The sequence below is a fragment of the Mesorhizobium sp. M1004 genome (assembly GCF_040318795.1).
Taxonomy (GTDB): domain Bacteria; phylum Pseudomonadota; class Alphaproteobacteria; order Rhizobiales; family Rhizobiaceae; genus Mesorhizobium.
This window is the reverse complement of the sequence record NZ_JAMYNB010000004.1, coordinates 80,082-105,340: the sequence shown is the minus strand read 5'-3', so window position 1 is coordinate 105,340 and position 25,259 is coordinate 80,082. Positions and strand designations below refer to the sequence as shown.

The 25,259-nt window shown below is 63.8% G+C and carries 26 protein-coding genes; 13 read left to right on the top strand and 13 right to left on the bottom strand.

The window, feature by feature from the left end:
- Positions 1-98: 98 nt before the first annotated feature.
- The 6 genes from moaB to NKH54_RS09815 form a co-directional block, all read right to left on the bottom strand.
- On the bottom strand, positions 99-653 hold the full coding sequence (moaB, locus tag NKH54_RS09840) for a molybdenum cofactor biosynthesis protein B (RefSeq protein ID WP_353028123.1): 555 nt from the start codon (positions 651-653) through the stop codon (positions 99-101).
- Positions 640-1,533, bottom strand: a complete 894-nt coding sequence (locus NKH54_RS09835; protein ID WP_353028122.1) for a 4-(cytidine 5'-diphospho)-2-C-methyl-D-erythritol kinase — start codon at positions 1,531-1,533, stop codon at positions 640-642. Before NKH54_RS09835 ends, moaB begins: the two co-directional genes overlap by 14 nt.
- Before the next feature lie 26 nt (positions 1,534-1,559).
- Positions 1,560-1,745 carry a membrane protein gene (locus tag NKH54_RS09830; protein ID WP_023668475.1) on the bottom strand — a complete coding sequence of 62 codons (186 nt, stop codon included), beginning with the start codon at positions 1,743-1,745 and terminating at the stop codon, positions 1,560-1,562.
- 72 nt (positions 1,746-1,817) lie between these two features.
- Entirely contained in the window at positions 1,818-2,675 is an 858-nt protein-coding gene (locus NKH54_RS09825; protein WP_023668474.1) for a S49 family peptidase, read from the bottom strand.
- Between the two features lie 121 nt (positions 2,676-2,796).
- On the bottom strand, positions 2,797-3,591 hold the full coding sequence (locus tag NKH54_RS09820) for a tRNA1(Val) (adenine(37)-N6)-methyltransferase (RefSeq protein ID WP_353028121.1): 795 nt from the start codon (positions 3,589-3,591) through the stop codon (positions 2,797-2,799).
- Entirely contained in the window at positions 3,591-3,815 is a 225-nt protein-coding gene (locus tag NKH54_RS09815; RefSeq protein WP_023692106.1) for a putative signal transducing protein, read from the bottom strand. The genes NKH54_RS09820 and NKH54_RS09815 overlap by 1 nt, the downstream gene beginning before the upstream one ends.
- Positions 3,816-4,035: 220 nt before the next feature.
- On the opposite strand from NKH54_RS09815, the gene NKH54_RS09810 reads away from it, so the two are divergent.
- From NKH54_RS09810 to NKH54_RS09790, 5 genes are all read left to right on the top strand, one after another.
- On the top strand, positions 4,036-5,052 hold the full coding sequence (locus tag NKH54_RS09810; RefSeq protein ID WP_023668471.1) for a polyprenyl synthetase family protein: 1,017 nt from the start codon (positions 4,036-4,038) through the stop codon (positions 5,050-5,052).
- 87 nt (positions 5,053-5,139) lie between these two features.
- Positions 5,140-5,808: a GntR family transcriptional regulator gene (locus NKH54_RS09805; protein WP_023687112.1), complete on the top strand. Its 669-nt coding sequence runs from the start codon at positions 5,140-5,142 to the stop codon at positions 5,806-5,808.
- 352 nt (positions 5,809-6,160) lie between these two features.
- Positions 6,161-6,751 (top strand): biotin transporter BioY, encoded by a 591-nt coding sequence (locus NKH54_RS09800; RefSeq protein ID WP_023740683.1) that lies wholly within the window; start codon positions 6,161-6,163, stop codon positions 6,749-6,751.
- Between the two features lie 109 nt (positions 6,752-6,860).
- Positions 6,861-7,277 carry a DUF1284 domain-containing protein gene (locus NKH54_RS09795; protein WP_023740684.1) on the top strand — a complete coding sequence of 139 codons (417 nt, stop codon included), beginning with the start codon at positions 6,861-6,863 and terminating at the stop codon, positions 7,275-7,277.
- 191 nt (positions 7,278-7,468) lie between these two features.
- Positions 7,469-9,244, top strand: a complete 1,776-nt coding sequence (locus NKH54_RS09790; protein ID WP_023709651.1) for a tetratricopeptide repeat protein — start codon at positions 7,469-7,471, stop codon at positions 9,242-9,244.
- A 478-nt stretch (positions 9,245-9,722) separates the two neighbouring features.
- On the opposite strand, the gene NKH54_RS09785 is transcribed toward NKH54_RS09790, so the two are convergent.
- On the bottom strand, positions 9,723-10,184 hold the full coding sequence (locus tag NKH54_RS09785) for a GNAT family N-acetyltransferase (protein ID WP_352514476.1): 462 nt from the start codon (positions 10,182-10,184) through the stop codon (positions 9,723-9,725).
- A gap of 176 nt (positions 10,185-10,360) precedes the next feature.
- Between NKH54_RS09785 and NKH54_RS09780 the strand changes: the two genes are divergently transcribed.
- On the top strand, positions 10,361-11,305 hold the full coding sequence (locus NKH54_RS09780; protein ID WP_023687115.1) for a glycine--tRNA ligase subunit alpha: 945 nt from the start codon (positions 10,361-10,363) through the stop codon (positions 11,303-11,305).
- Positions 11,306-11,308: 3 nt separating this feature from the next.
- Here NKH54_RS09780 and NKH54_RS09775 read toward each other — a convergent pair whose 3' ends face one another.
- On the bottom strand, positions 11,309-11,479 hold the full coding sequence (locus tag NKH54_RS09775) for a hypothetical protein (protein ID WP_352500447.1): 171 nt from the start codon (positions 11,477-11,479) through the stop codon (positions 11,309-11,311).
- 224 nt (positions 11,480-11,703) lie between these two features.
- On the opposite strand from NKH54_RS09775, the gene NKH54_RS09770 reads away from it, so the two are divergent.
- Positions 11,704-12,105 (top strand): endonuclease domain-containing protein, encoded by a 402-nt coding sequence (locus NKH54_RS09770; RefSeq protein ID WP_023732115.1) that lies wholly within the window; start codon positions 11,704-11,706, stop codon positions 12,103-12,105.
- 302 nt (positions 12,106-12,407) lie between these two features.
- Positions 12,408-14,876, top strand: a complete 2,469-nt coding sequence (gene glyS / locus NKH54_RS09765) for a glycine--tRNA ligase subunit beta (RefSeq protein WP_353028120.1) — start codon at positions 12,408-12,410, stop codon at positions 14,874-14,876.
- Positions 14,877-14,956: 80 nt separating this feature from the next.
- On the opposite strand, the gene NKH54_RS09760 is transcribed toward glyS, so the two are convergent.
- Together NKH54_RS09760 and NKH54_RS09755 are read right to left on the bottom strand one after the other, a co-directional pair.
- Positions 14,957-15,346 carry a hypothetical protein gene (locus tag NKH54_RS09760; RefSeq protein ID WP_023684361.1) on the bottom strand — a complete coding sequence of 130 codons (390 nt, stop codon included), beginning with the start codon at positions 15,344-15,346 and terminating at the stop codon, positions 14,957-14,959.
- Between the two features lie 159 nt (positions 15,347-15,505).
- A complete protein-coding gene (locus NKH54_RS09755) occupies positions 15,506-15,958 on the bottom strand; it encodes a hypothetical protein (RefSeq protein ID WP_023684360.1) in 453 nt (150 codons plus the stop codon).
- A gap of 371 nt (positions 15,959-16,329) precedes the next feature.
- On the opposite strand from NKH54_RS09755, the gene NKH54_RS09750 reads away from it, so the two are divergent.
- From NKH54_RS09750 to NKH54_RS09740, 3 genes are all read left to right on the top strand, one after another.
- Entirely contained in the window at positions 16,330-17,295 is a 966-nt protein-coding gene (locus tag NKH54_RS09750; protein WP_031209625.1) for an L-threonylcarbamoyladenylate synthase, read from the top strand.
- An 18-nt stretch (positions 17,296-17,313) separates the two neighbouring features.
- Positions 17,314-18,744 carry an FAD-binding oxidoreductase gene (locus tag NKH54_RS09745; RefSeq protein ID WP_353028119.1) on the top strand — a complete coding sequence of 477 codons (1,431 nt, stop codon included), beginning with the start codon at positions 17,314-17,316 and terminating at the stop codon, positions 18,742-18,744.
- A 186-nt stretch (positions 18,745-18,930) separates the two neighbouring features.
- Positions 18,931-19,497: a DUF6101 family protein gene (locus tag NKH54_RS09740; RefSeq protein ID WP_353028118.1), complete on the top strand. Its 567-nt coding sequence runs from the start codon at positions 18,931-18,933 to the stop codon at positions 19,495-19,497.
- A 173-nt stretch (positions 19,498-19,670) separates the two neighbouring features.
- Here the strand turns inward: NKH54_RS09740 and ubiA are convergent, their stop codons facing one another.
- Complete coding sequence (gene ubiA, locus NKH54_RS09735; RefSeq protein WP_353028246.1) at positions 19,671-20,654, bottom strand: 4-hydroxybenzoate octaprenyltransferase; 984 nt, start codon at positions 20,652-20,654, stop codon at positions 19,671-19,673.
- 51 nt (positions 20,655-20,705) lie between these two features.
- On the bottom strand, positions 20,706-21,617 hold the full coding sequence (locus NKH54_RS09730; protein WP_353028117.1) for a LysR family transcriptional regulator: 912 nt from the start codon (positions 21,615-21,617) through the stop codon (positions 20,706-20,708).
- 90 nt (positions 21,618-21,707) lie between these two features.
- Here NKH54_RS09730 and NKH54_RS09725 point away from each other — a divergent pair, with 90 nt between their 5' ends.
- Together NKH54_RS09725 and purD are read left to right on the top strand one after the other, a co-directional pair.
- On the top strand, positions 21,708-22,502 hold the full coding sequence (locus NKH54_RS09725) for a phytanoyl-CoA dioxygenase family protein (protein ID WP_353028116.1): 795 nt from the start codon (positions 21,708-21,710) through the stop codon (positions 22,500-22,502).
- Between the two features lie 131 nt (positions 22,503-22,633).
- Positions 22,634-23,920 carry a phosphoribosylamine--glycine ligase gene (purD, locus tag NKH54_RS09720; RefSeq protein WP_353028115.1) on the top strand — a complete coding sequence of 429 codons (1,287 nt, stop codon included), beginning with the start codon at positions 22,634-22,636 and terminating at the stop codon, positions 23,918-23,920.
- 12 nt (positions 23,921-23,932) lie between these two features.
- On the opposite strand, the gene NKH54_RS09715 is transcribed toward purD, so the two are convergent.
- On the bottom strand, positions 23,933-25,045 hold the full coding sequence (locus NKH54_RS09715) for a glycoside hydrolase family 25 protein (RefSeq protein ID WP_502907502.1): 1,113 nt from the start codon (positions 25,043-25,045) through the stop codon (positions 23,933-23,935).
- Positions 25,046-25,259: the final 214 nt, after the last annotated feature.

Below are 25,259 nucleotides of genomic sequence, written 5' to 3'. Positions count from 1 at the left end.
AGACTATCCGCCCGACGACCCGGAGGAAATGACCTCTCGAAGGCGCAGCCGCCATTCTGCCTGACAAAGGCAGCACTTGGCCGGCACTTTGCCTTGGTTTACGAGGCGGCCTTGCCGCGCCGCAAATGCTCGTCCAGGCGCGGCATGATCTCGACGAAGTTGCAGGGCATGTGGCGGTAGTCGAGCTGCGGTTTCAGGATGCCGTCCCAGGCGTCCTTGCAGGCGCCGGGCGAGCCCGGCAGCACGAAGACGAAGGTGGCGTTGACGACGCCGCCCGTCGCTCGGCTCTGCACTGTCGAGGTGCCGATCTTGTCGTAGGAAATGCGGTGGAACACTTCGGAAAAGCCATCCATGCGCTTCTCGAAGATCGGCTCCAGCGCCTCCGGCGTCACGTCGCGGCCGGTAAAACCGGTGCCGCCGGTGGTGATGACGACGTCGATCTCCTTGTCGCGCGACCAGCCCAGCACTTTGTCGCGGATTTTCTCCCGGTCATCCGTGACGATGTCGCGCGCGGCCAGGACATGGCCGGCCTCGACGATGCGATCGGCCAGCGTCCGCCCTGATTTGTCGTCGGCAAGGCTGCGCGTATCGGACACCGTCAGCACCGCGATGCGCACCGGGATGAACGGGCGGCTCTCGTCAATTTTGGCCATCGGCACCCTCCGAAGCGATGCTTCGTGTCGCGGCGACAAACCACTCCGGTTCGCGACTGCGGATCTCGGCGGCGGCGCGCTTGGCGACATTGCCGGTCTCGAACAGTCCGAAGCATGTCGCGCCGGAGCCCGACATGCGCGAGAATCCAGATCCGGCCCTGTTCAGCAGGGAAAGCGCTCGGCCGATGGGCGGCTGGATCGCCTGCGCCGCCGGTTCGAGATCGTTGCGGGTGATCTCCAGCCAATTGCGGACGCTGTGGAAGTCAAATGCGCGCGGCAGCGGCGGCAGTCCATCATTCTCGCGTTTCTCAAGTGCGTTGAACACATCAGGCGTCGAGACGGCGACGCCGGGATTGACCAGCACCAAAGCGAGCGCCGGAAAATCCGGCACCAGCGACAGCTCGTCGCCGACGCCACGCGCAACCAGCGGTTTTGCCGCAAGACACATCGGCACGTCGGCGCCGAGCGTGAGACCGATCCGGCTCAGTTCGGCCTCGCCGATGTCGAGCCCCCAGGTCCGGACAAGACCCTGCAATACCGCCGCCGCGTCGCTCGAGCCGCCGCCGACGCCGGATGCGATCGGCAGGTTCTTTTCCAGCCGGATGGCAACCGGCGGCGTGCTCTGCTGGCCGGCCTGCCTGCGCAGCGCCTCGCGCGCCTTCACCACCAGATTGCTGTCGTCGATCGGCACGGAAGTCGCGTAACGGCCCGATACGGAGAACCGGTCGGCGTCGGCAGGCTCGATCTCGACCCTGTCGCCGAAGCGGGTGAAAACGACCAGGCTCTCGAGCAGATGGTAGCCGTCGGCGCGCTTGCCGGTGACGTGCAGCGCCAGATTTATCTTGGCGGGCGCAAGCCACGTCCGGGCTGCGGCATCCAAACTGTCGGCTGCTGACGGGATGATGCTCAGTCCTTGGCCAGGCGGTATTCGCCGGTCTTAGGATCCTGGACCAGCGTGCCGTTGGTGCCGTTGGCTGCCTGCTTTTCGGTGCGCCGCACCTTGGCGGTCACACGTTCGGCCTCGCGGACGAAGGTGCGGTAGCCGAAATAAGCGGCTGCGCCGACAACTGCGAAGAAAATGATCTGTGGCATTTCAAAGCTCCTCCCTCGCAAGGCGGCAAGGCAGACTGTCAAGCCCTCATGCTAGACTCTTTCCCTGCTTTTTCAAAGCCCGAAGCGAGCCCACAATGCGCGCTCTTCCGCCGCATCGATCACGCCGCTTGCGGCGGCGGCGGCAATATCGGGCGCTGAAAAGTTCGAGCCGAACAGGCCGATGCGGCCAAACAGGCCACGCGGCGCGGTGACCAGCCTGAGCTGGGTTTTCGCGCCGAAGCGGGTTTTCAGTACCGTGCGCATGTCGCTCAACGCATCGACGAGGCCAAGCTCCAGCCCTTTCTTGCCGGTCCAGAACAGGCCGGTGAACAGGTCCGGATCGTCCTTCAGCTTGGTGCCACGGCGTTCCCTGACCAGGTCGATGAAGGTCTCGTGCACTTCCAGCTGCAGCGCCTTCAGGCGCTCGACGTCTTCCCTCTTCTCCGGCTTGAACGGGTCGAGCACCGCCTTGTTCTGGCCGGCGGTGTGGACACGGCGCTCGACACCGATCTTCTTCATCAGTTCGGGAAAGCCGAACGAGGCCGAGACGACACCAATCGAACCGACGATGGAGGACGGATCGGCAAAGATCTCGTCGCCGGCGACCGCGATCATGTAGCCGCCCGAGGCCGCCACATCCTCGACGAAGACCAGCACCTTCTTGTTCTTCTCGACCGCGAGGTCGCGGATGCGCTTGAAGATCAGCCGCGACTGCACCGGCGAGCCGCCAGGCGAATTGATCGAAATGGCGACGGCGGGCGCATCGAACAGGAACGCCTTTTCGATGAGGGCGGCGGTGGACGCCAAGGAGAGGCTCGGCCGGAACGGGCCGCCGCCGGCCATGATGGTGCCATGCAGCCTGATGACGGGAATGGTGACGACGCTGGATCGCCAGGATTTCGGCAGCAGGCGGTTGAAAAGGCGTTTCACGAGGTGGCTGTCTCCAAATGGCTTCAACGCATGTAGGGATTTGCCGGTCAACGGCAATGCTGCAATCCATCTCAGCCAACTGTGTGCCGGTTTTGCGGCAACGACACTGACGGGCCCAAAATCAATCACCAAACAGCGACGCCAGTCCGTTGTTGATCATCTCGGTGCGTTCCGACGGGCCGTCGCCCGTTTGCCCATGCAGCATCAAAGGCTGGCGGATCGACAGCTTGCCGCGCGCGCCGAGCGCTGCCCTGACGACAATGCGGATTGCGGCTGCTTCCGGGCGCGGATGGACGGCCAGCATCTCGGCGTCGCCGAAGCGGCCCGACAGCGCATGGAGGAGGTCGCCAAGCTGTTCCGGCCGCGCAATGACGGCCAGGCCCCCGCGCGGTTTGGCGACGGCAGCCGCACTCCGGATCCAGCTTTCGAACAGCCCCTGTTCCATCACATGCGCTTGCCGCCGCAGCGGATCGGGCGTGGCGCGGTCTTGCGCCGCGTTGAAGGGCGGGTTCATGATGACGAAATCGAAGGAATTGTCGGCAAGGCCGGCTTGCGTCCGCGCCCGGCCCGACAGCGTGACGTCGGCGGTCAGCACCGAGGCGCGATTGCCGAGATGCGCATTGCCGGGATGGGCGAGCGTGGTTGTGGCGAAGCTTGCCATCTCGGTCGACCGTTCGACGAGCACGACCTGCGCCTCTGGGCAGCGCGACAGCACGGCGAGACCCGCCGCACCGGCGCCGGCGCCGAAATCGGCGAGGCGTCCAGAAAAGCCGGATGAAACTGCTGCCGCCAGCATCATGGCATCCATCCCGGCGCGATGCCCTGTCCTGGGCTGGACCAGCCAGAAGCGGCCGCGATGGAAGGCATCGACCGTATGGGCCGGCGTATCGCTGGTAAGCGCGCTCGCTTCAGCCATTATGTCTGGCGGATTTCGTTCTCGATGCCGGCGTCTTTCAAGATGCGCCGCGCCTGATCGGCCTGGTCGGCATCGACCATCACGCGCTTCTGCAAAAGACCGATCGACCCTTCGAGAATGCTCATGTTCTGGTCGGCGACGAAGCAGGCAATCCCGGCATCGCGCATCAGCGATTCGACAAAGGAGATGATCACGGCATCGTTGGTGCGCACGAGTTCTATCATCGGACGAAGTTCGCAGGTTGCAGCGTTGATGTAAACGCTGGAGCATGGCGCCGAAAGTGTGGAGCGGTTTTCGGGAAACGGCATGCGGTCGCTAAGGTTGACACGCCGTCACCGCAGCCGCGCCAATTCGCCTCTTGCCGTGCCCGTATGTGCCGCCCTAGAGTCCCAGGCGGGACCAGGGTGCCGTCGCACGCGTGATCAAAGACGGGAGTGTTTGTTGGTGGGTGTCGTTCTCAACATCGAAAACGGGAAGCGGGAACCCGCCTCCATCAAGGATCTCATCGACCTGACAGCAGCCGATATGGGGCGCGTCAACAAACTGATCCTGTCCAAGGCCGGCTCCGACGTCGAGATGATCCCGGAGGTCGCCAATCATCTGATCTCGTCCGGCGGCAAAAGGCTGCGTCCCATGCTGACGCTCGCGGCGGCCCAGATGTTCGGCTATTCCGGCGAGGGCCACGTCAAGCTCGCCACCGCGGTCGAGTTCATGCACACCGCCACGCTGCTCCACGACGACGTCGTCGACGAGAGCGGCATGCGGCGCGGCAAAAAGACTGCCCGCATGATCTGGGGCAACCAGGCGAGCGTGCTGGTCGGCGATTTCCTGCTCGGCCAGGCTTTTCGCATGATGGTCGATGTCGGTTCGCTGGAAGCGCTCGACATCCTGTCCAGCGCCGCCTCGATCATCGCCGAGGGCGAGGTGATGCAGCTGGCGGCCGCCAAGAACCTGGATACCACCGAGGACGAGCATTTCGCCGTCATCAAGGCCAAGACCGCGGCGCTGTTCTCGGCTGCCGCCGAGGTCGGTCCGGTCATCGCATCGGCGACGCGCAACGATCGCGCCGCATTGCGCTCCTACGGCATGAATCTCGGCCTTGCCTTCCAGCTCATCGACGATGCGCTGGATTATGGCGGCTCCAGCCAGGAGCTGGGCAAGAATGTCGGCGACGATTTCCGCGAAGGCAAGGTTACGCTGCCGGTCATCCTCGCCTACCGGCGCGGCACCAAGGCCGAGCGCACCTTCTGGAAGCGCGCCATCGAGGACAATGTCACCGACGATGCCGGACTGGAAAAGGCAATCGGCCTGATGACCCGCCATGGCGCCATTGCCGACACCATCGGCCGCGCCCGCCATTTCGGCGAGATCGCCCGTGACGCGCTGGCGCCGCTGGAAGCGACGCCGCAGAAATCGGCGCTGATCGACGTCATCGACTTCTGCATCAGCCGGGTGAACTGACCCGCGCCTGGCGCCAAAGCAAGTTTGCACGCAAAATCGGGCAATCACCGCTCGACAATCGGTTGCGGCGCAAATTATCTATAAAACATGGCAAAGACCGCAGACGACACTATCGCCGTGCGCATCAGCAAGGTGCTGGCGGATCGCATCATATCGGGTGCGATCGAACCGGGAGCCCGGCTGCGGCAGGATCACATCGCCGAGGAATTCCAGACCAGCCATGTCCCGGTGCGCGAGGCCTTCCGGCGCCTGGAGGCGCAAGGGCTGGCGGTCAGTGAGCCCAGGCGGGGCGTGCGCGTCGCCGCTTTCGATCTCGGCGAGGTAAGGGAAGTCGCCGAAATGCGGGCAGCGCTCGAAGTGTTGGCGCTGCGCCATGCCGCGCCGCATCTGACGGCTTCCATTCTCAATCTTGCCGAAGAAGCCACAAAGGCCGGCGACAAATCCCGCGATGTCCGCTCTTGGGAGGAGGCCAACCGCACCTTCCACCGGCTGATCCTGGCGCCCTGCGGCATGCCGCGGCTCATCGCCACCATCGACGATTTGCACGCCGCAAGCGCCCGCTTCCTGTTCGCCGCCTGGCGTTCGGAATGGGAAATCCGCACCGACCAGGATCATCGCGCGATCCTAAGCGCGCTGCGGCAAGGCAACACCGAATCGGCCGCGGCCACGCTTGGCCGGCACGTGCAGTGGATCGGCCAGAAACCGGTCAAGACCGCGTCGGGCAAGATGCGCGAAGCGTTTGCCATCGTCGGGTAGGGACGAAGGGACAGTCGTCGGTTTCCGCGCGTAGCGATCCTTCACACCCCCCTCTGTCCTGCCGGACATCTCCCCCGCAAGGGGGGAGATCAACAGCTTTGCCGTTGCGTTAGTCCTGCAACGTCGGCCATTGGCGAAAGCAGAGGCGACATCCGATCTCCCCACTTGCGGGGGAGATGGCCGGCAAGCCAGAGGGGGGTGCTGTCCCGCCAGCCTTTCCAAATGTCCTTTATTCGACACGCAAGCCCAAGCCTTTTTAGGGGTGAGGGTTGCCATTCCCGCGCAAATATGGATTCGATAATAGATCGAACAACAAAATTATCTATAATTTCAAACCAGCTAGGAAGCAACCATGACCGACATCGCCTTTTCGCCGTCCAAGCCGTCCTTCAGCCCGTTGCGCCTGCAAACCCGCTCGCATAGCTGGCAGGCCGCGGCCGTCGTCCTCGGTACGCTGTTTCTGGCGCTGTTGTCCCAGATCGAGGTGCCGATGGTGCCGGTGCCGGTCACCATGCAGACCTTCGCCGTGACGCTGGTCGGCGCACTTTATGGCTGGCGGCTTGGCGCCATGACCATCATCGCCTGGCTCGCCGAGGGCGCCGTGGGCTTTCCTGTCCTGTCCGGAGGGGCAGCGGGCGCGTCGTATTTCGTCGGGGCAACGGGCGGTTATCTCTTCGCCTTCCCGCTCGTCAGCGCGCTTGTCGGCTGGCTGGCCGAGCGCGGCTGGAACGGCAACCGCGTGCTGCTCGCCTTCGCCGGCATGGTCCTCGGCAACCTCGCCTGCCTGGTTCTCGGAACGGCCTGGCTCGCCGTCATGATCGGCCTCGAACAGGCCATCGCCTTCGGTTTCCTGCCGTTCCTCGTCGGCGGCCTGCTGAAATCGGCGCTCGGCGCCGCGACGCTCAAGCTGTTTTCCGGTAAGGCGGACCCGGCAGGAGCATGATCCCGAAAAATGAGTCCGGTTTTCGGAAGAGATCATGCTCAAACAAAAAGATGGAGCCCCATCCCGATACCATCGGGATGGAACAGGCTCCGCTGGCGCGTCCTGACCGATGACCGTCCGGCTGCGCTCCCACCATCTGCTTTGCCTGCTAACCTATATCGGCGAAGGGTACAGCGCAGCCTTCGTCGCCAATTATGACGTGATCGCGAAACGTCTGGGCCGGGGCGAGGATATTCTGATCGTCTCCGGCCCCGACGACATCTGTCGGCCGCTGCTCGGCGAGGCCGAGCCCCACTGCTTGCGCGAAAGCGCCGCAGGCCGGGACGAGCTGGCAGCACGCGATGTCGGCAAGCTGCTGACCCGGCCGATCCGGGCCGGCGTCCGCTTCAGCCTCGACGCGGCAACGCTTGCCGCCTTGCGCGCGGCCTTTTCAGCCGGCGTGACGCGTGAGGCCTGCCAGGGTTGCGAGTGGGCCGGCCTGTGCAGCACGATAGCGGCAGGCGGATATCGCGATGTCAGGCTGTAGCTCCCAACCCCGATCTGCTATTGTCGGAACTGACAGTGTCTGCGTCGCCATGGTTTGTTAATCGGGTGACCCGATTGTGAATTCGGCCCGGATTGAAGCCTGACCCCAAAAAGGCCATGCTTTGTCAGGAAACATCGAGTCTATGGCTTCTCCGCGCCGACGCGGGATGGCGCTTGGCTGAAAGGGATACGATGCGGCAAGGACGTGCGCGCTGGCTCGCGGGGCTGGCAATTGTGGCAGGGATGGCGATTTCTCCGCTGCCTGCCTACGCCAAGGAATCGACCGACCCGGTCAAGATCACCTCCTTCTCGGGCGCCTATCTCGCCGCCCGCATCGCCGAAGGCGACAACGACCTCGACAATGCCATCGCTTATTACAAGCAGGCGCTCGCCTTCAATCCCGGCGACACCTCGCTGCAGCAAAGCCTGATGCTGTCGCTGATCGCGCAAGGCCGCTTCGAGGAATCGCTGGTCTATGCCGACAAGCTCAAGGCAGTTCCCGACGTCGAGCGCTTCTCGCGTCTGGCTCTGGCGGTCGATTCCTTCCACAAGAAGGATTTCACCAAGGCGCAGTACTGGCTCAAGCTGTCGCTCGAATCCGATCTCGACCGGCTGATTTCCGGCGTCATGTCCGGCTGGGCACAAGAGGGCGCCGGCGACCCCACCGGGGCGATGGCCTCGATCGACAAACTGCAGGGGCCTGACTGGTTCGGCCTGTTCAAGTCCTTCCACCGCGCGCTGATCGCCGATGCCGCAGGCCTATCGGACAAGGCCGACGCGCTTTATGACGCGACCCTGACCGACGTCACGGCCGGCGGTGCCGCGCCCGAGACATGGATGCGCAACGCCCAGGCCTACGCGTCTTTCCTGGCGCGCAAGGGAAACAAGAACAAGGCGCTCTACGTGCTCGACAAGGCCGAGGCGTTCGCGCCCGGCAAGCTCGACATCCAGGCGCTTCGCGACAGGATCAGCAAGGGCGACAAGATCGAGCCCTTCGTCGCCAGTCCCTCCGAAGGCGCCGCTGAAATCCTGCTCGACCTCGCCATCGCGCTCAATCGCGGCGGCGGCGAGCCGTTCGTGCGCCTCTATCTGCAATATGCGCTCGCGCTCAAGCCCGACAGCGACGCCGCTTTGGTGCAGCTTGCGGCCGTTGCGGAGCAGCTGAAGGACGGCGAAGGCGCCATTGCGCTCTATAGCCGCATTCCAGCCTCCTCGCCGCTGAAGGAGCTTTCCGACCTGCAGCTCGGCCTCAACCTTGCCGATCTCAACCGTCACGACGAGGCGATCGCCCATCTCAAGGCATTCGTCGAAGCTCACCCCGATGACATGCGCGCCTATCTGGCGCTGGGCGGGGTCTATGCCTCGAAGGAGGATTTCCGCTCCGCCGCCACTCTCTACGACAAGGCGGTCGCGGTGCTGAAGACGCCGACCAATGCCAACTGGAACATCTACTATCAGCGCGGCATCGCCTATGAGCGGCTGAAGGAATGGCCCAAGGCCGAACCGAACTTCCTCAAGGCGCTGGAACTGTTCCCCGACCAGCCGCAGGTACTGAACTATCTCGGCTATTCCTGGGTCGACATGAACATGAACCTCAAGGAAGGCCTGGCGATGATCCAGAAGGCCGTCGACCTCAGGCCGAGCGACGGCTACATCGTCGATTCGCTGGGCTGGGCCTATTTCCGCATGGGCCGGTTCGACGACGCCGTGCGCGAAATGGAGCGCGCCGTGTCGCTCAAGCCGGAAGATCCGGTGCTCAACGACCATCTCGGCGATGCCTATTGGCGCGTCGGCCGCAAGCTCGAAGCCACTTTCCAGTGGAATCAGGCGCGCGACCTGAAGCCGGATCCCGATGTGCTTGCCATTTTGCAGCAGAAGCTGATGAAGGGCCTGCCGCCGATCGAATCCAACACGGCGCAGGAAACCCCGAAGGTCAAGCCGGCCACCCCGCCAGCGCCGAAGGGGTGATCGGGCCATACTTCTGATGAAACGGGGCTCGCTGAGCCCCGTTTTTTCGGCTTGGCATCTTAGAGCAATTCCAGGAAAGTGTGCGCGGTTTTCCGTTCGGAATTGCGACAGAAACAAAGAGATAGAGACGCCCTATCGCGATCGTCATTCCGTGGCGGAGCAAGGAGCAAGGAGCGAAGCGACGCGGCGCAGACCATAGAAGCCATGCCGTGACCTTAAGGCGTTGCGAGGGTGCAGAATTCTGCTCCGCTTCGTTCTTCGATCAAGGTCACGGAATGGATTCCAGGTCTGCGCGACGCCGCTTGGCGGCTGCTTCGCCCTGGAATGACGAAGTCGGGAAGGCTTTCAGCCAATCTCCAGCGTTGGCGCTCATTCTAGAGCGCGTCGCGCTGAAACGGATTCATACGACGCGCTTTAAGTCTTTGTTTTGATGCATGTCGTTGTCCCAGAGCCGCGGCACACTTCTGGGCGACATGCATTAGAACAGCTTTCGGTAGACGACGAACCCCGAGAGATCGCCGATCTTGTTATAGAGCTTCATCGCCGTGTGGTTGGTTTCGTGTGTCAGCCAGTAGACGCGGCTGGAGCCTGCGGTTTGCGCCCTGGTATAGACGTCTTCGATCAGTGCCCGGCCGACGCCCTTGCCGCGCGACGCCTCATTGGTGAAGAGGTCCTGCAGATAGCAGTTCGGCGAAATCGCCGTCGTGGTGCGGTGGTAGAGATAATGGACAAGACCGAGAAGCTTGCCTTCGCTCTCCGCGACCAGCGCATGCATCGGCTCATAGGCATCGAAGAAGCGCGACCATGTCATTGCAGTGATGTCACCGGGCAGGGCGGTCTCGCCCGAGCGGCCGTAAAACGCATTGTAGCCGTCCCACAGCGGCAGCCATTGCTCGTAATCCTCTCGGGTGACGGGGCGTACGGTGAACTGGCCTTGCATGGCTGAACCTTTGTCGTTGAAGCTGGGCGAGCAAACGGCCACCGGCACCGTCCGGCAATGGGCCAGTCCGAAGCAAAGCGTTCAACCTCTCATCAAGGCGGCGATAGGCGCTGCCTTGACGCCTACCGGCCCGGCAACTAGGGAATGGCATCATTTCAGCGCTTTCCGAGGCCGCCGTGACGTCAGACAGTCCAGCCCATATGCATCCCAGCCGCTCGTTCCAGGGGCTGATCCTGACCCTGCACAATTACTGGGCCGCCTATGGCTGCGTCATCCTGCAGCCTTACGACATGGAAGTCGGCGCCGGCACCTTCCATCCGGCCACCACGCTGCGCGCGCTCGGGCCCAAGGGCTGGAACGCCGCCTACGTCCAGCCCTCGCGCCGGCCCAAGGACGGCCGCTACGGCGAAAACCCCAACCGGCTGCAGCATTATTACCAGTACCAGGTGATCCTGAAGCCCAACCCGCCGAACCTGCAGGAACTCTATCTCGGCTCGCTCAAGGCGATCGGCGTCGATCCGTTGCTGCACGACATTCGCTTCGTCGAGGACGACTGGGCAAGCCCGACGCTTGGCGCCTGGGGGCTCGGCTGGGAGTGCTGGTGCGACGGCATGGAAGTGTCGCAGTTCACCTATTTCCAGCAGGTCTGCGGCATCGAATGCGCGCCGGTGGCGGGAGAACTGACCTACGGCCTGGAGCGGCTGGCCATGTATGTGCAGGGCGTCGACAATGTCTACGACCTCAACTTCAATGGCCGAGAAGGCGCCGAAAAAGTCACCTATGGCGATGTCTTCCTGCAGGCCGAGCAGGAATATTCCAGGCACAATTTCGAATATGCCAACACCGCCATGCTGCTCAGGCATTTCGAGGACGCCGAAGCCGAATGCAAGGCGCTGCTCGCGGCCGGCGCCCCGGCTTCGAACGACAATCTGCCGATGCACCGCATGGTCTTCCCGGCCTATGACCAGTGCATCAAGGCCAGCCACGTCTTCAATCTGCTCGACGCGCGCGGCGTGATTTCGGTGACCGAGCGGCAGAGCTACATCCTGCGGGTGCGCAATCTGGCGAAGGCCTGCGGCGAGGCGTTCCTCCAAACCCAGGCCGGCGGCCTCGCCGCCTGAGGCTCACTTCATCATTTCGGGGGACATGTTGATTGGGGCCAACATCGGGCCAGTCGATCCGGCCATGGTCCGCAAAGCCTGCCGTACGCCCGGCATCGCGAAGGCGCCATGGGCCTGCGCGGTCAAACAGGCGCTGAGCGCGATGATCTGCAGAAGTCTCGATGCCGTTTTCATGGTCGTTCAGCCAATAAGTTCCCTGCCTGAGCGTTCGTCGCTTCAGCGCTGCGTTTGGTTCATGGAAATCTTTGATCAAAGGACGGGCGGGCTGGTTGCGGCCCGACAGGGGCGGTCAAAATTTCTGGAAACAGCGGTCAGCCGAGTTGCTATGCCCTCTTGCCTCCCCCTAGATGGGGGAGGTCGCCGCGAAGCGGCGGGTGGGGGTGACAGCGCGACGTTCCATGCCAAAACTCGATCGATTCAAGCTGCAGTCTGCGCAAAGGCTTCGCGCGGCGATGACCGACGAGGAACGCATCCTGTGGCGGCATCTGTGGCGCATTCCAGTAGAAGGCACTCATTTTCGCAGGCAGGCGTCGGTAGGCGTTTACTTCCCTGATTTCACCTCCCACCGGCTGAAGCTGATCATTGAGGTGGACGGTGTCCATCACAGCTTCGATGACCAACAGCACCATGACGAACGTCGAACGAAATGGTTTGAGAGCCAGGGTTATCGAGTCATCCGCTTCTGGAACCATGAAATCAAAAACGAACTGGATTCCGTGCTCGATACGATCTATGCGGCGGTGGAAGAACGAAAATCACACCTGCGTTTGCGCGATGGTGCCGAAGGTATCGGCGGCTGAGAGGTCGCCACCCCACCCCGGCGCTACGCGCCGACCCTCCCCATCGAGGGGAGGGTGGGAGCCTAACTATGCCTGATCTGCTTCTAGAACTTCGCTCCGAGGAAATCCCCGCCCGGCCGCGCAACCGCAGCGCCGGAGGCGCGAGGACGCGCAATCAGAAGGCATGCGGGTGGAGAAACTCTGATGCCTGATCTTTTGCTAGAACTTCGCTCCGAGGAAATCCCCGCCCGGCCGCGCAACCGCAGCGCCGGAGGCGCGAGGACGCGCAATCAGGGAGAAGGCATGCGGGTGGAGAAACTCTGATGCCGGATTTGTTGCTGGAACTCCGCTCCGAGGAAATCCCCGCCCGTATGCAGCGCAAGGCGGCGGGCGATCTCAGGAAGATGCTGACCGACGGTCTGGTCGAGGCGGGTCTGACCTATGACGCCGCGCGCGAATACTGGACGCCGCGGCGCCTGGCGCTCGATGTCAGGGGCCTGACCGCGCGCTCGAAGGATATCCACGAGGAGATCAAGGGGCCGTCGACGACGGCGCCGGAACAGGCGGTGCAGGGTTTTCTGCGCAAGGCAGGCCTTGCCTCGGTTGCCGAGGCGCATGTTCATTCCGATCCGAAGAAGGGCGATTTCTACGTCGCCCATATTTCGAAGCCGGGCAGGGCGGCGGAAGAAATCATCGCCGAACTGGTGCCGGCCATCATTCGCGGCTTCCCCTGGCCGACATCGATGCGCTGGGGGCCGGCTTCAGCCAAGCCCGGTTCGCTACGCTGGGTGCGGCCGCTGCAGACGATTCTGTGCACCTTCGGCCCGGAGACCGAGGAGCCGGTGGTGGTCGATTTCGAGATCGATGGCATCCGCTCGGGCAATATCACCTACGGCCATCGTTTCATGGCGCCGGGAGAAATCACCGTGCGCCGCTTCGACGATTACGTGACCAAGCTGGAAGCGGCCAAGGTCGTGCTCGATGGCGACCGCCGCAAGGAGATCATCCTTGCCGACGCCCGCAACCTTGCCTTCGCCAACGGGCTCGATCTGGTCGAGGACGAAGGGTTGTTGGAAGAAGTGTCGGGCCTGGTCGAATGGCCGGTGGTGCTGATGGGCGAATTCGAGCAGGCCTTTCTTGCCATACCGCCAGAAGTGGTCCGGCTGACCATCCGCGCCAATCAGAAATGCTTTGTCACCCGGCCGCAGGGCGACGGCGAAAACCTCTCCAACCGCTTCATCCTCACCGCCAACATCGAGGCCAAGGACGGCGGCAAGGAGGTCGCGCACGGCAACGGCAAGGTGGTGCGTGCCCGCCTGTCGGACGCGCTGTATTTCTGGAAGACCGACCAGGGCGATCTGCCGGATCTGGAGCAGCTCGAGGCGTCGGCGAAGAAATTCGGGCTCGATCTGAAAAAGCCGCTCGACCAGCGCATGGCCCGCCTCGACCATCTCAATGTCACCTTTCACGCCAAGCTCGGTACGCAAGGCGATCGGGTGGAGCGGATCAAGCGGCTGGCGCAGGAGCTGGCGCCAACAGTGGCGCAGTCGATCTCCCCCCTTGAGGGGGAGATGGCCGGCAGGCCAGAGGGGGTCGCTTCGGCTGCCGCGACGCCGTCCGGTCTCTCGAAGAAAGAGGGAGTTGGCACTCCACGCGAGACGACCCCCTCTGTCGCCTTCGGCGACATCTCCCCCTCAAGGGGGGAGATTACCGCGCTCGCCGCTCGCGCCGCCGTGCTGGCCAAGGCTGATCTCACGACAGAAGCAGTGGGCGAGTTTCCGGAACTGCAAGGCGCAATGGGCCGCAAATACGCGCTGCTGCAGGGTGAGCATCCGTCCGTGGCTGCGGCGATCGAGGAGCACTACAAACCGCAAGGTCCGTCAGATAGCGTGCCGACCAATCCGGTGTCGATTGCCGTCGCGCTGGCCGACAAAATCGATACGCTGGTCGGCTTCTGGGTCATTGATGAAAAGCCGACGGGGTCGAAGGACCCTTACGCGCTGAGAAGGGCCGCACTGGGCGTGGTGAGAATCCTGATCGAGAATGGGATCTCACTGCCGCTGACATCGCTCTTCGATAGTGCCTATCAAACGGCGAGTTATCTCGCGTCTAAGGCTGGACGGGCATTTGGGCCCGACCTCCTCGCCTTCTTCCACGACCGCCTGAAAGTCTATCTCCGCGACCAGGGCGCTCGGCATGATCTCATTGACGCCGTGCTGGCAGGTGGTGGAAGCGCGCCAATCTCCCCCCTTTTGGGGGCGGCGAAGCCGACAAAGGGGGGCGCTGTCCCGCCGACCTCTCATTCTGGCGCGCCCCCCTCTGCCCTGCCGGGCATCTCCCCCACAAGGGGGGAGATCGGCCAATCGCACTCGGACGACCTCCTGCAGATCGTGCGTCGCGTCGAAGCTCTGGGGTCCTTCCTCGACACCGAGGACGGCAAGAACCTGCTCGCCGGCGCCAAGCGGGCGGCCAACATTCTGGCTGCCGAGGAGAAGAAGAAAACGCTCGTCGCCGAGACTGTTGAGCCGGCGCTGTTTCGCGAGGAGGCCGAGAAATCGCTGTTTGCAGCGGTGAATCAGGCGGAGAGAGAAGCCGGCGAAGCGATTCAAAACGAAGACTTTTCCGCCGCCATGCTGGCGCTTAGCGTGCTGCGCGAACCGGTTGATTCATTCTTTGAACGTGTTCTCGTGAATGATGAGGACCAGGCCGTGCGCGCCAACCGTCTGGCATTGCTCGCCCGCATCCGCACGGCCACCGACCAGGTGGCTGATTTCTCCAGAATAGCTGGCTAGCTAAGGGACGGACAAGCCCGAACACGGGCGGCGTTCACACGCCGCCCGTCTTGTTTTCAGTCCTCCCGAGGCTGACTCCGTCAGTCCTCCAAAATGCTGACATGCACGCTGTCTGAATAGACGTCGACCTGGATCAGCGGCTCGCCATTGACGATGGCGTTCCGTGTCGAGGAGCTCATCGCGCCACTGCGCTTCAGCATGCGTTCCAGATACGCGCGATCATCGTTGCTGCGGAACCAGTCATCGCCCTGGTCGTCGGCGTCGCGCCGGTGGAACTTGTGCCAGTTGGCACGGTCCTGCCGCACCATCTGTGCTGCGCTGCTCAGCTCATAGCCGTCGCTGGCATGGTGGTCGCGATCGGAAATGCGCGCGACGTAGGACCCTAGCTCGTCACCGGCCTGCGCGCCGCCGACACCTATAGGTGACGCCAGCAACAGGCCGGCAATAATCAAAGATTTCGTCATGTTCATGATAACCCCTCGCTCTCCTACAACCCGGCGCGCTCATGCCAAAACCGATTGGCGAAATTGGGGCCGCCGCCGCCAAGCCGATCGTGCGCCGGGCTGTCGATTGGCGTCAAGCGGCATGGATCGGCCGACTGTCTTGGCCGACTGTTTTGGCTGAATGGCCTACTCGGCTTTGCCGACGCCCTCGATCGGCTGCTGCGGTGTTGTTGCCGGCTGCGGCGCTGCCGGTTGCGACTCGGGCTTGCCGTTCGATGCCGTTGCAGTTCCGGCTGGTGCGGTCTCTGCCGTCGGCTCAGTTGCCGGCGCCGCGGCGCTCGCCCTGGCCGGAGCCGGCGCGGCGAAGGCGCCGCCGACGATGCCGCCGCGAATGATCATCGGATCCTGCCTAGGCTTTTCGGGGATCGCCGCGACCTTTTCATAAGTCACATCGGGCTGGGCATCGCCGAGCGCGACGATCGATGGCGTCGAGGCGGTCCTGACCGGTTCGGATCCGCCAACCTTGATGACCGATGGCGTCGAGGTCGAGACGCCGAGAAAGACGATCGACGAGGCGTGCGCCCCACCGGTCATCGCCGCCAGGGTGAAACCAAGCGCTCCAAGCACACGCATCGACATCGAAACCGTCCCCTTGCCCAACAAGCCGCCAGCCCTAACCCAAGTAGCCTTAACCCGAGTGGATTGATGCCGGCTTGCAGGGAAACATAGCATTTTAGGCATTGATAATTCGCCAACGCCGGCTTGCCCGAAAACCACTGCCGTATTAGAGCAATTCCAGGAAAAGTGAGTAGCGGTTTTCCGTCCGGAATTCCGCAAAAACAAATACTTAGAGCGTTTAAGCGAACAGCTGAACCGCTCTAATGCATGTCGCTCAAAAGTGGCCCCGGTTTTGAGAGAACGACATGCATCAAAACAAAGACCTAAAGCGCGTCGCATGAATCCGGTTCAGCGCGACGCGCTTTAGGTCCGGTGCCTGTGAGGTGAAGCGAGTGGCTGAGATACTATCCGTCGGCGAAGCGATGGAGCAGGCGTTGGCGCTGCTTGAGGGCGGCGACGTGGTCGCCATCCCGACGGAGACCGTCTATGGACTGGCCAGCGACGCGACCAATGGCGTCGGCGTCGCCCGCATCTTCGAAGCCAAGGGCCGGCCGCGCTTCAACCCGCTGATTGCCCATGTCGCCGATCTGGCGATGGCAGAGCGCATTGCGGCCTTCGATCCGCTGTCGAAACGGCTGGCCGAGGCGTTCTGGCCGGGGCCGCTGACGCTGGTGCTGCCGCTCCAACCCGGCAACGGCATCCATCCGCTGGTCACCGCCGGGCTGGACACGATCGCGCTGCGCATGCCGAGGGGCTTCGGCGGAGAGCTGATCGCCAGGCTCGGCCGGCCGCTGGCCGCGCCCAGCGCGAACTCTTCGGGCAAGATAAGCGCGACGACAGCGCAAGCCGTGGCGGCCGATCTCGGCGCCAAAATCCGGCTGGTGGTCGATGGCGGCGCCACCCCGGTCGGGCTGGAATCGACCATCGTCAAGGTCGAAGGCAACAGCGTGCGGCTGCTGAGGCCAGGCGGCATCGCTGCCGCCGATATCGAGGCCGTCACCGGCATTAAGCTGCAGCGCGGCGCGACAGCCGGCATTGAGGCGCCCGGCATGCTGGCGTCGCATTATGCGCCGCGCGCATCGGTGCGGCTCGATGCACAGAGTGTGGCTGAAGGCGAGGCCTTGCTGGCCTTTGGTGGCGACCGCGCCGAAGGCTGGCAAGCGGCGGCCGCCTTGCGCAACCTGTCCGCGTCAGGCGATTTGCGCGAAGCCGCAAGCAATCTGTTCGCGTATTTGCAGGAACTCGACCGCAGCGGTGCGGCGACGATCGCTGTCGAGCCGATCCCGTTCGATGGGCTTGGCGAGGCGATCAACGATCGGCTGTTTCGTGCCGCTGCCCCCCGTGACAAGCTCGACTGAGCGCCATAGTTTGCGCCGATGAACGACTCCCCCTTCGACCTCGATCCCGCTCTCATCGACCGCTTCACTGCCATTGTCGGCGAAAAATATGCACTGCGCGACCAAGCCGATATTGCGCCGTATCTTACCGAGCGGCGCGGGCTGTGGCACGGCAGGACGGCCTTGGTGCTGCGTCCCGGCAGCGTCGACGAGGTGAGCCGTATCATGCGGCTGGCGAGCGAGACGGGAACGCCGGTCGTGCCGCAAAGCGGCAACACCGGGCTGGTCGGCGCCCAGGTGCCTGACGCATCCGGCCGCGAGATCGTGCTTTCTTTGTCGCGGCTGAACCGCATTCGCGAGATCGACGTCTTCTCCAACACGGTGACCGTCGAGGCCGGCGTTATCCTGCAGACGCTGCAGGAAGCGGCCGACGCCGCCGACCGGCTGTTTCCGCTGTCGCTCGCCGCGCAAGGCTCCTGCCAGATCGGCGGCAATCTGTCCTCCAATGCCGGAGGCACCGGCGTGCTTGCCTATGGCAATGCGCGCGAACTCTGCCTCGGCGTCGAAGTGGTGCTGCCGACCGGCGAGGTGTTCGACGATTTGCGCAAACTGAAGAAGGACAACACCGGCTACGATCTGAAGAACCTGTTTGTCGGCGCCGAAGGCACGCTCGGCATCATCACCGCCGCGGTGCTGAAGCTGTTTCCCAAGCCCAAGGGGCGCGAAGTCGCCTTTGCCGGCCTGTCGTCGCCGGAAGCAGCGCTTTCGCTGTTCAGCCTGGCCATGGACCGGGCAGGGGCCGCACTCACCGCCTTCGAACTGATCGGCCAGCGCCCTTATGATTTCACGCTGCGCCACGCACAGGGCGTCACCCGGCCGCTGGCCGAGAATTGGCCCTGGTATGTGCTGATGCAGGTGTCATCCGGCCGTTCGGCCGAGGACGCCAGGGGGCTGATCGAGGAGGTGCTGTCGGAAGGCCTCGAGCAAGGCATTGTCGGCGATGCGGTGATCGCGGCAAGCCTGGCGCAGGGCGACGCCTTCTGGAATTTCCGCGAAGTGCTGCCGGATTCGCAGAAGCCCGAAGGTGCTTCGATCAAGCATGACATTTCGGTGCCGGTGGCATCCATACCTGCGTTCGTCGCCAAGGCTGCCGGCGCTGTCGCCTCGGTCAGCCCGCAGGCGCGCGTCGTCTGCTTCGGCCACATGGGCGACGGCAATCTCCACTACAACATCTCCCGGCCGAAGGACGCCGACGATGAAGCGTTTCTCGGCCTCTATCACGCCATGAACCATGCCGTGCACGATGTCGTACGCGCCTTCCACGGTTCTATCTCGGCCGAGCATGGGATCGGCCAATTGAAGCGCGACGAACTGATCGCCACCGCGCCGCCAATGGCGATCGATCTGATGCGCCGGGTGAAGGCCGCTTTCGATCCGGCCGGCATCATGAATCCCGGTAAGGTTATCTGATCCTTTCGACATCTTGTGGCTGGTCTCATTCCGATAACCATCCCCTGAGATCAGCAAAATTTAACTGACTTTCTTAAGCGCGGCGGTAAGGAGCCCGCGCTAACGTTTCGCCATAACGAGGCTGGGAAAACTGGCCCGGTGAGGTCCGTGAAAGCGGCTCTCAGGAGAAACACAGGAAGGCAGTAGATGAACAGTGTACTGAAGCCCGTCTGGGCTGGGCGCAATATGCGTCTTGACCCATTCCGCCTGCCGCAAGTGGTCAGCTATGCCACGCGCGACGACTATGGCGACGTAACCTTCACCATCGACCAGCGTGGCGCCGTCATCCGCCGCACGCTCGAGATGAGCGGCGTGCCGGCGATCATTGCGCTGCCCGCCAACGCGTTTCGCGGCGTCGCCGCCCGCGCGATGGAGGATCCGGAAGGCAATGTCACGGTGACGCTCGAACTCCTTCACAATGACCCGATGTTGTCGGTGCCGCTGCTGGTGGCCGACGATCTCGACGATGTCGCCGCCGATTGGCGCGCCTGGGCCGACGCCTACCGGCTGCAGATGCTGCTGATCGAATCCGACGGCATTGCCCGCACGCTTGAGGAATCGCTCGGCGCCGCCATCAAGGCGCTGCCGGCCAAGGATCGCCGCAAGGGCCGGGTCTCGACCACGCGCCGCCCGCGCTTCCTCGCCCGCCGCAGGGCCGGCAATCTCGGGCTGAGACTGGTGATCGACGGCCAGGAGATTATTTCGAGAGAGTAGAGCGCTCTTCTCCTTCCCCCCTTGTGGGGGAAGGTGGATTGCCGCGAAGCGGCAAGACGGATGAGGGGTGTTCCAGGGAACGCCAACGCCTCACTCCGCTGGAGCACCCCTCATCCGTCTCGGCGCTGCGCGTCGATCCACCTTCTCCCACAAAGGGAGAAGGAAGAGGGAGCCTACACCAGCGGCTTCAGCGCCACCCACAGCGCACCGCCGATCAGGCCGACGAAGATCAGCCAGCCGACCTGGTTGTTCGATTTGAACAGCCGCAGGCACTGATCGGGATCGTCGATATCCAGAACCGCAATCTGCCGCGCCATATGGGCGCCGGCGGCGATCAGCCCGGCCAGCGCCACCACCGGCGCCTGCGCCGAGGCAAAGGCGATGGCGAAGCACACCAGCATTCCGCCATAGAGCCCGACCAGCCATGTCCTGGTGTTGTCGCCGAACAGCCGCGCCGTCGAGTGCACGCCGACAATGGCGTCGTCTTCCTTGTCCTGGTGGGCATAGATCGTGTCGTAGCCGATCACCCACAGGATCGAGCCGATATAGAGCATGATGGCCGGGCCATCGAGATCGCCGAACTCGACCGCCCAGCCCATCAGCGCGCCCCAGGAGAAGGCGAGGCCAAGCACGAATTGCGGCCAGTTGGTGAAGCGCTTCATGAAGGGATAGACGGCAACGATCACCAGCGAGACGATGCCGAGCGGAATGGCAAAGTCGTTGAACTGCAATAGCACGACGAGGCCCAGCAAGGCCTGGATGACCAGAAATATCCAAGCCTGGCGGCGCGTCACCTTGCCGGCCGGCAGCGGCCGCGAACGCGTGCGCTCGACCTTGTTGTCGATGTCCTGATCGACAATGTCGTTGTAGGTGCAGCCGGCGCCGCGCATGGCGACGGCGCCGACAAAGAACAGGAACAGGAACCACGGCGACGGCAGCAGCGTCAGCAGCGGGTCGGTGGGGCGCGGATAGGCGCTGGCCGCAAGCGCTGCCGACCACCAGCAGGGCCACAGCAGCAATTGCCAGCCGATCGGCCGGTCCCAGCGCGCAAGCTGCGCGCACGGCCACAGCCAGCGCGGCAATATCTTGTAGACCCAATGGCCGCTCGGTGCGTCGGCGACGCGGCCCTGGGCGGCTTTCGACTGGATGGTTTCCATCGTGCTGGAGTGGCAGCAGCCGCGAGCGCCGTCAAGCGGCCGCATTGTCGCTCAGGCGGTGAAAACATCGTGCGTGGCGAACCATTCCTTCGCCACCTCGATGAAGGCCAGCGCCGCCTTCGACAGCCTTTGCCTTGTGTCATGGGTGAGGATGATGCGCTGCATCGGCAGCGGATCGGACAGCGGCTTGCAGACCAGCGGCAGGCCGTCATAGCTCCTGTCGCCATAGGGCCTTGTGTAACTCACCGCGACGCCGAAACCGTTGGCGACCATGCTGCGCTGCAGTTCGAATGAACTCGTCGTCGATTGCGAGATCGGCGACAGGCCGCGGCTGAGGAACAGGTCCAGCATATGCTGCCAGCTGTGCGGCTGGTCGGTGGTAACAAGCGGATGGGCCGCCAGCTCCGCCAGGCTGACGCTGGCCTGGCTGGCCAGCGGGTGGCCTTGCGGCAGAAGCGCGTGCGGCCGCAGCTCATGCAGCAGGATGCGGGCGAAGTGCGAGGGCAGGCCGAGATCGTAGGTCAGGCCGAGATCTATTGCCGCATCGCCGAGCCGCCGGCCCAGCGTCTCGAAGGTCTCGTCGCGCACGACCACAGTGACCGCCGGGCAGCGTTGCGAAAACGCGCGGATCAGCGCCGGCGCGAAATAGGGCGCCAGATCCTCGAAGCAGCCGAGCACCAGCTCGCCGCCGACATCGGCGTCGCGCGTCCCGAGCCCAACCAGTTCGTCCGCTTCGGCCAGCACCTGCTTCGCCTTGGCCACCGCGCCGCGGCCGAACGAGGTCAGCGCAATGCCGCTGCCGCGCTGGCGCACAAACAGTTTCTGGCCGAGCGTCGCTTCGACATTGTCGATCGCCACCGAGATCGACGGCTGTGAGACGTTCAGCATCCGGGCGGCCGCGGTGACGCTGCCTTGGCGGGCGACAGCAACGAGATAGCGCAATTGGGTGAGGGTCAGGTTCATAGGCCAGAACTATAAGAGAGATGAGAAGTTATTATTTTACGCGATGTGCGGCGGCTGCGATAGTCGGTCATCGAACAGGGGAGACATGAGATGGCCGCCAGACATATCGATGCCGCAGCGATTGCCGACTACCAGCGCGATGGCGCGGTCTGTATACGCGGCGCTTTCAAGGACTGGGTCGGCACCATCGCCGCCGGCATCGAGCGCAACATGCAAAACCGCAGCGCCACAGCGTCGGATATCGCCAATGGCAAGGGCAGCTTCTTCGACGATTATTGCAACTGGGAGCGTATCCCCGAATTCGTCGATGTGGTGCGCAATTCACCGGCCGCCGAACTGGCGGCGGCGGCAATGCAGTCGCGCAGCGCGCAGTTCTTCCACGACCATGTGCTGGTCAAGGAACCCGGCACGCAGAAGCCGACGCCCTGGCACCAGGACATCCCGTATTATTTCGTCGATGGCAGCCAGACCGTCAGCTTCTGGATACCGATCGACCCGGTCAAGGAAGCAACGCTGAGGCTGATCGCCGGCTCGCACAAATGGGACAAGATGATCCTGCCGGTGCGCTGGCTCGACGACAGCAATTTCTATGCCGGCGAGGGTGATTATCTGCCGGTGCCCGATCCCGACAACGACCCGTCGCTGAAGGTGCTGGAATGGGAGATGGAGCCGGGCGACGCCATCCTGTTCGACTTCCGCACCGCGCATGGCGCGCGCGGCAATCCGACGGCGGCCCGGCGTCGGGCGCTGTCGCTGCGCTGGGTTGGTGACGATGCGCGCTATGTCGAGCGTCCAGGCCGCACCTCGCCGCCCTATCCCGGCCATGACATGAAGCCCGGCCAGAAACTGCGCGAGGACTGGTTCCCGGTTGTCTTCCAGAGCTGAGCGGCTCACTTCGGTTGCCGGTGCGCGCGACGTTCCCGTGCGCAACCGGCATGGCGCAAGGTAAAGCTCTTGACCCGCGCCGCCCGGCGCAATAGCGCAATCCCTGTCGTGAAATGACAAGGGACATCGGCATGCGCGTTTTGTTGATCGGCTCCGGCGGCCGCGAACATGCCCTGGCCTGGAAGATCGCGGCCTCGCCGCTGCTGACCAAGCTCTATGCCGCGCCCGGCAATCCAGGCATTGCTGGCGAGGCCGAACTGGTCAAGCTCGACATTGGCGACCATGCCGCTGTTACTGCTTTCTGCAAGGACAATGCGATCGACCTCGTCGTCGTCGGCCCGGAAGGGCCGTTGGTCGCCGGCATTGCCGATGATCTGCGCGATCAAGGCATCCGCGTCTTCGGCCCGTCGAAGCGGGCGGCAAGGCTCGAAGGTTCGAAAGGTTTCACCAAGGACCTCTGCGCGAAATACGACATCCCGACCGCCGCCTATGGCCGCTTCACCGATCTGGCCGCGGCCAAGGCCTATGTCGAAAGAGTCGGTGCGCCGATCGTCATCAAGGCCGACGGGCTGGCCGCCGGCAAGGGCGTCACCATCGCCATGACGCTGGACGAGGCGCGAGCAGCGCTCGATGCCTGTTTCGACGGCGCCTTTGGCGACGCCGGGGCGGAAGTGGTGGTCGAGGAATTCATGACCGGCGAAGAGGCGAGTTTCTTCTGCCTGTGCGACGGCGCCACGGCTCTTCCCTTCGGCACCGCGCAGGACCACAAGCGCGTCGGCGACGGCGACACCGGCCCAAACACCGGCGGCATGGGCGCCTATTCGCCGGCGCCGGTGATGACGCCCGACATGGTCGAGCGCACCATGCGCGAGATCGTCGAGCCGACGATGCGCGGCATGGCCGAGCTTGGCGCGCCCTTCGCCGGCATTCTTTTCGCTGGGCTGATGATCACGGACAAAGGGCCGAAGCTGATCGAATACAACACCCGCTTCGGCGATCCCGAATGCCAGGTGCTGATGATGCGGCTGAAGGACGATCTGCTGGTGCTGCTCAACGCCGCCGTCGACGGCCAGCTTGCGCACAGTTCTGTGCGCTGGCGCGACGATGCCGCACTGACCGTGGTGATGGCGGCGCGAGGCTATCCCGGCACGCCGGAAAAAGGTTCGGTCATCCGCGGGCTGGACGAAGCCGCCGGCGACGGCGTCGAGATCTTCCATGCCGGCACCGCCATCAATGGCGGCGCGCTGGTCGCCAATGGCGGCCGCGTGCTCAACGTCACCGCGTCGGGCAAGACGGTGGGCGAAGCGCAGAGCCGCGCCTACGCCGCGCTCGACCGCATCGACTGGCCCCAAGGCTTTTGCCGCCGCGACATAGGCTGGCAGGCGGTGGCGCGGGAAAAAGCCGACGCGGCCGGGTAATATCGGCAGGCTTCAGCGCTCGCGAACGAGTTCGGTCGAAGCGGTGCTGACCGGGTCGGCGGCCTGGGAGAAGGCTGCCTCGAGCAGAGCCTCCGAGCGATACGCGGTCCGCTTCCAGGCGACATACTCGGCAATGCCGAAGCGCGCGCGGCGCGGCACCGTCTTGACCACCGGCATGCGGAAGGCGGCGCGAAATGTCTGCCAGCGCGCGCCGATCACCGCTACCATCTCCTCGACTGTCGGTGGCGTCGCCACATCGGCATAGGTGATGGTGACTTTGCCGGCGAGCCCGGCTGCGCGCGAAACCGGCACCGGGATCGAGGCGAGGTAATCGGGCGGCACATCGATCAGGCCGCCGAACGGCCATTGCTGGCGCAGCGTGGCTGCATCCATCGGCGCGACGTTGACATCGATGTCGTTGGGCGTGCCGGCGACCCGGTAGGGGCAGCGCAGGCGCCCGCAATTGGCTTGCGCCGAAAATTGCCACAGCGCATAGCCCTGCCAGTTGCCCATCGGAAAATGCACGTCGATGTCCGGCTTGTAGCGCGCATACCAGAGCGGCAGCCGCGACAGCAGCCGGTATTGATAGCGGTTGTCGGCGATGTACTGGGCGGTCTTGCCGTTGGTGTAGAGTATCGGGAAACGGCCGAGTCGCCGGTGGACCTGGCGCACGAATTCCTCGGCATCCTCCAGCGACATCCACTGCGTCGGGTCGTTGCCTTCGAGGTCGAGGGCCAGCAGATCATCCGGCGCCGGTTCGGCGAAATCGATGAAATTGTTCGCCTGCTCGACCGGATTGCCGGGCCGGGCAAGATGATAGGCGCCCCATTTCAGGCCGAGCGCCTTGGCCACCACCTTGCGCGTCTGGAACAACTCGCGCGTCACCGCATAGCGTTTCCACAGCGTCTTGCAGAGTTTGACTGTAGTTTCGTCGCCGTAGCAGAAATAGGGCGGCGGCAGCCCGTCGGAGGCCTTGTTGATGAAGCCGACGACGCGCTTATCGGTGGAGAGTTGCGCCCAGTCGATGGAATTGTATTCATAGGCGTCGACGACGAGCGCGCGGTCGCCATCCCGCCACGGCTCGGAGAAGTCCGAAGCTTTAGCCGCCGATGTCAGCGACATCATCGCCGCGAGAGCGATCGCTGAGCGGCGAAGAAGATGCGCCGGCGTTTTCAAACAGGGGATCCCCGCTGACCAAACACCGATGGTGAACCGCTATGGTTAAGGAAGTGCTTTCAGAGAGGCACTGGCGAAAGCCCGCGTGACATCCGATCTCCCCCCTCGTGGGGGAGATGTCCGGCAGGACAGAGGGGGGCGCTGTCCCTCTGCCCTCTCAATC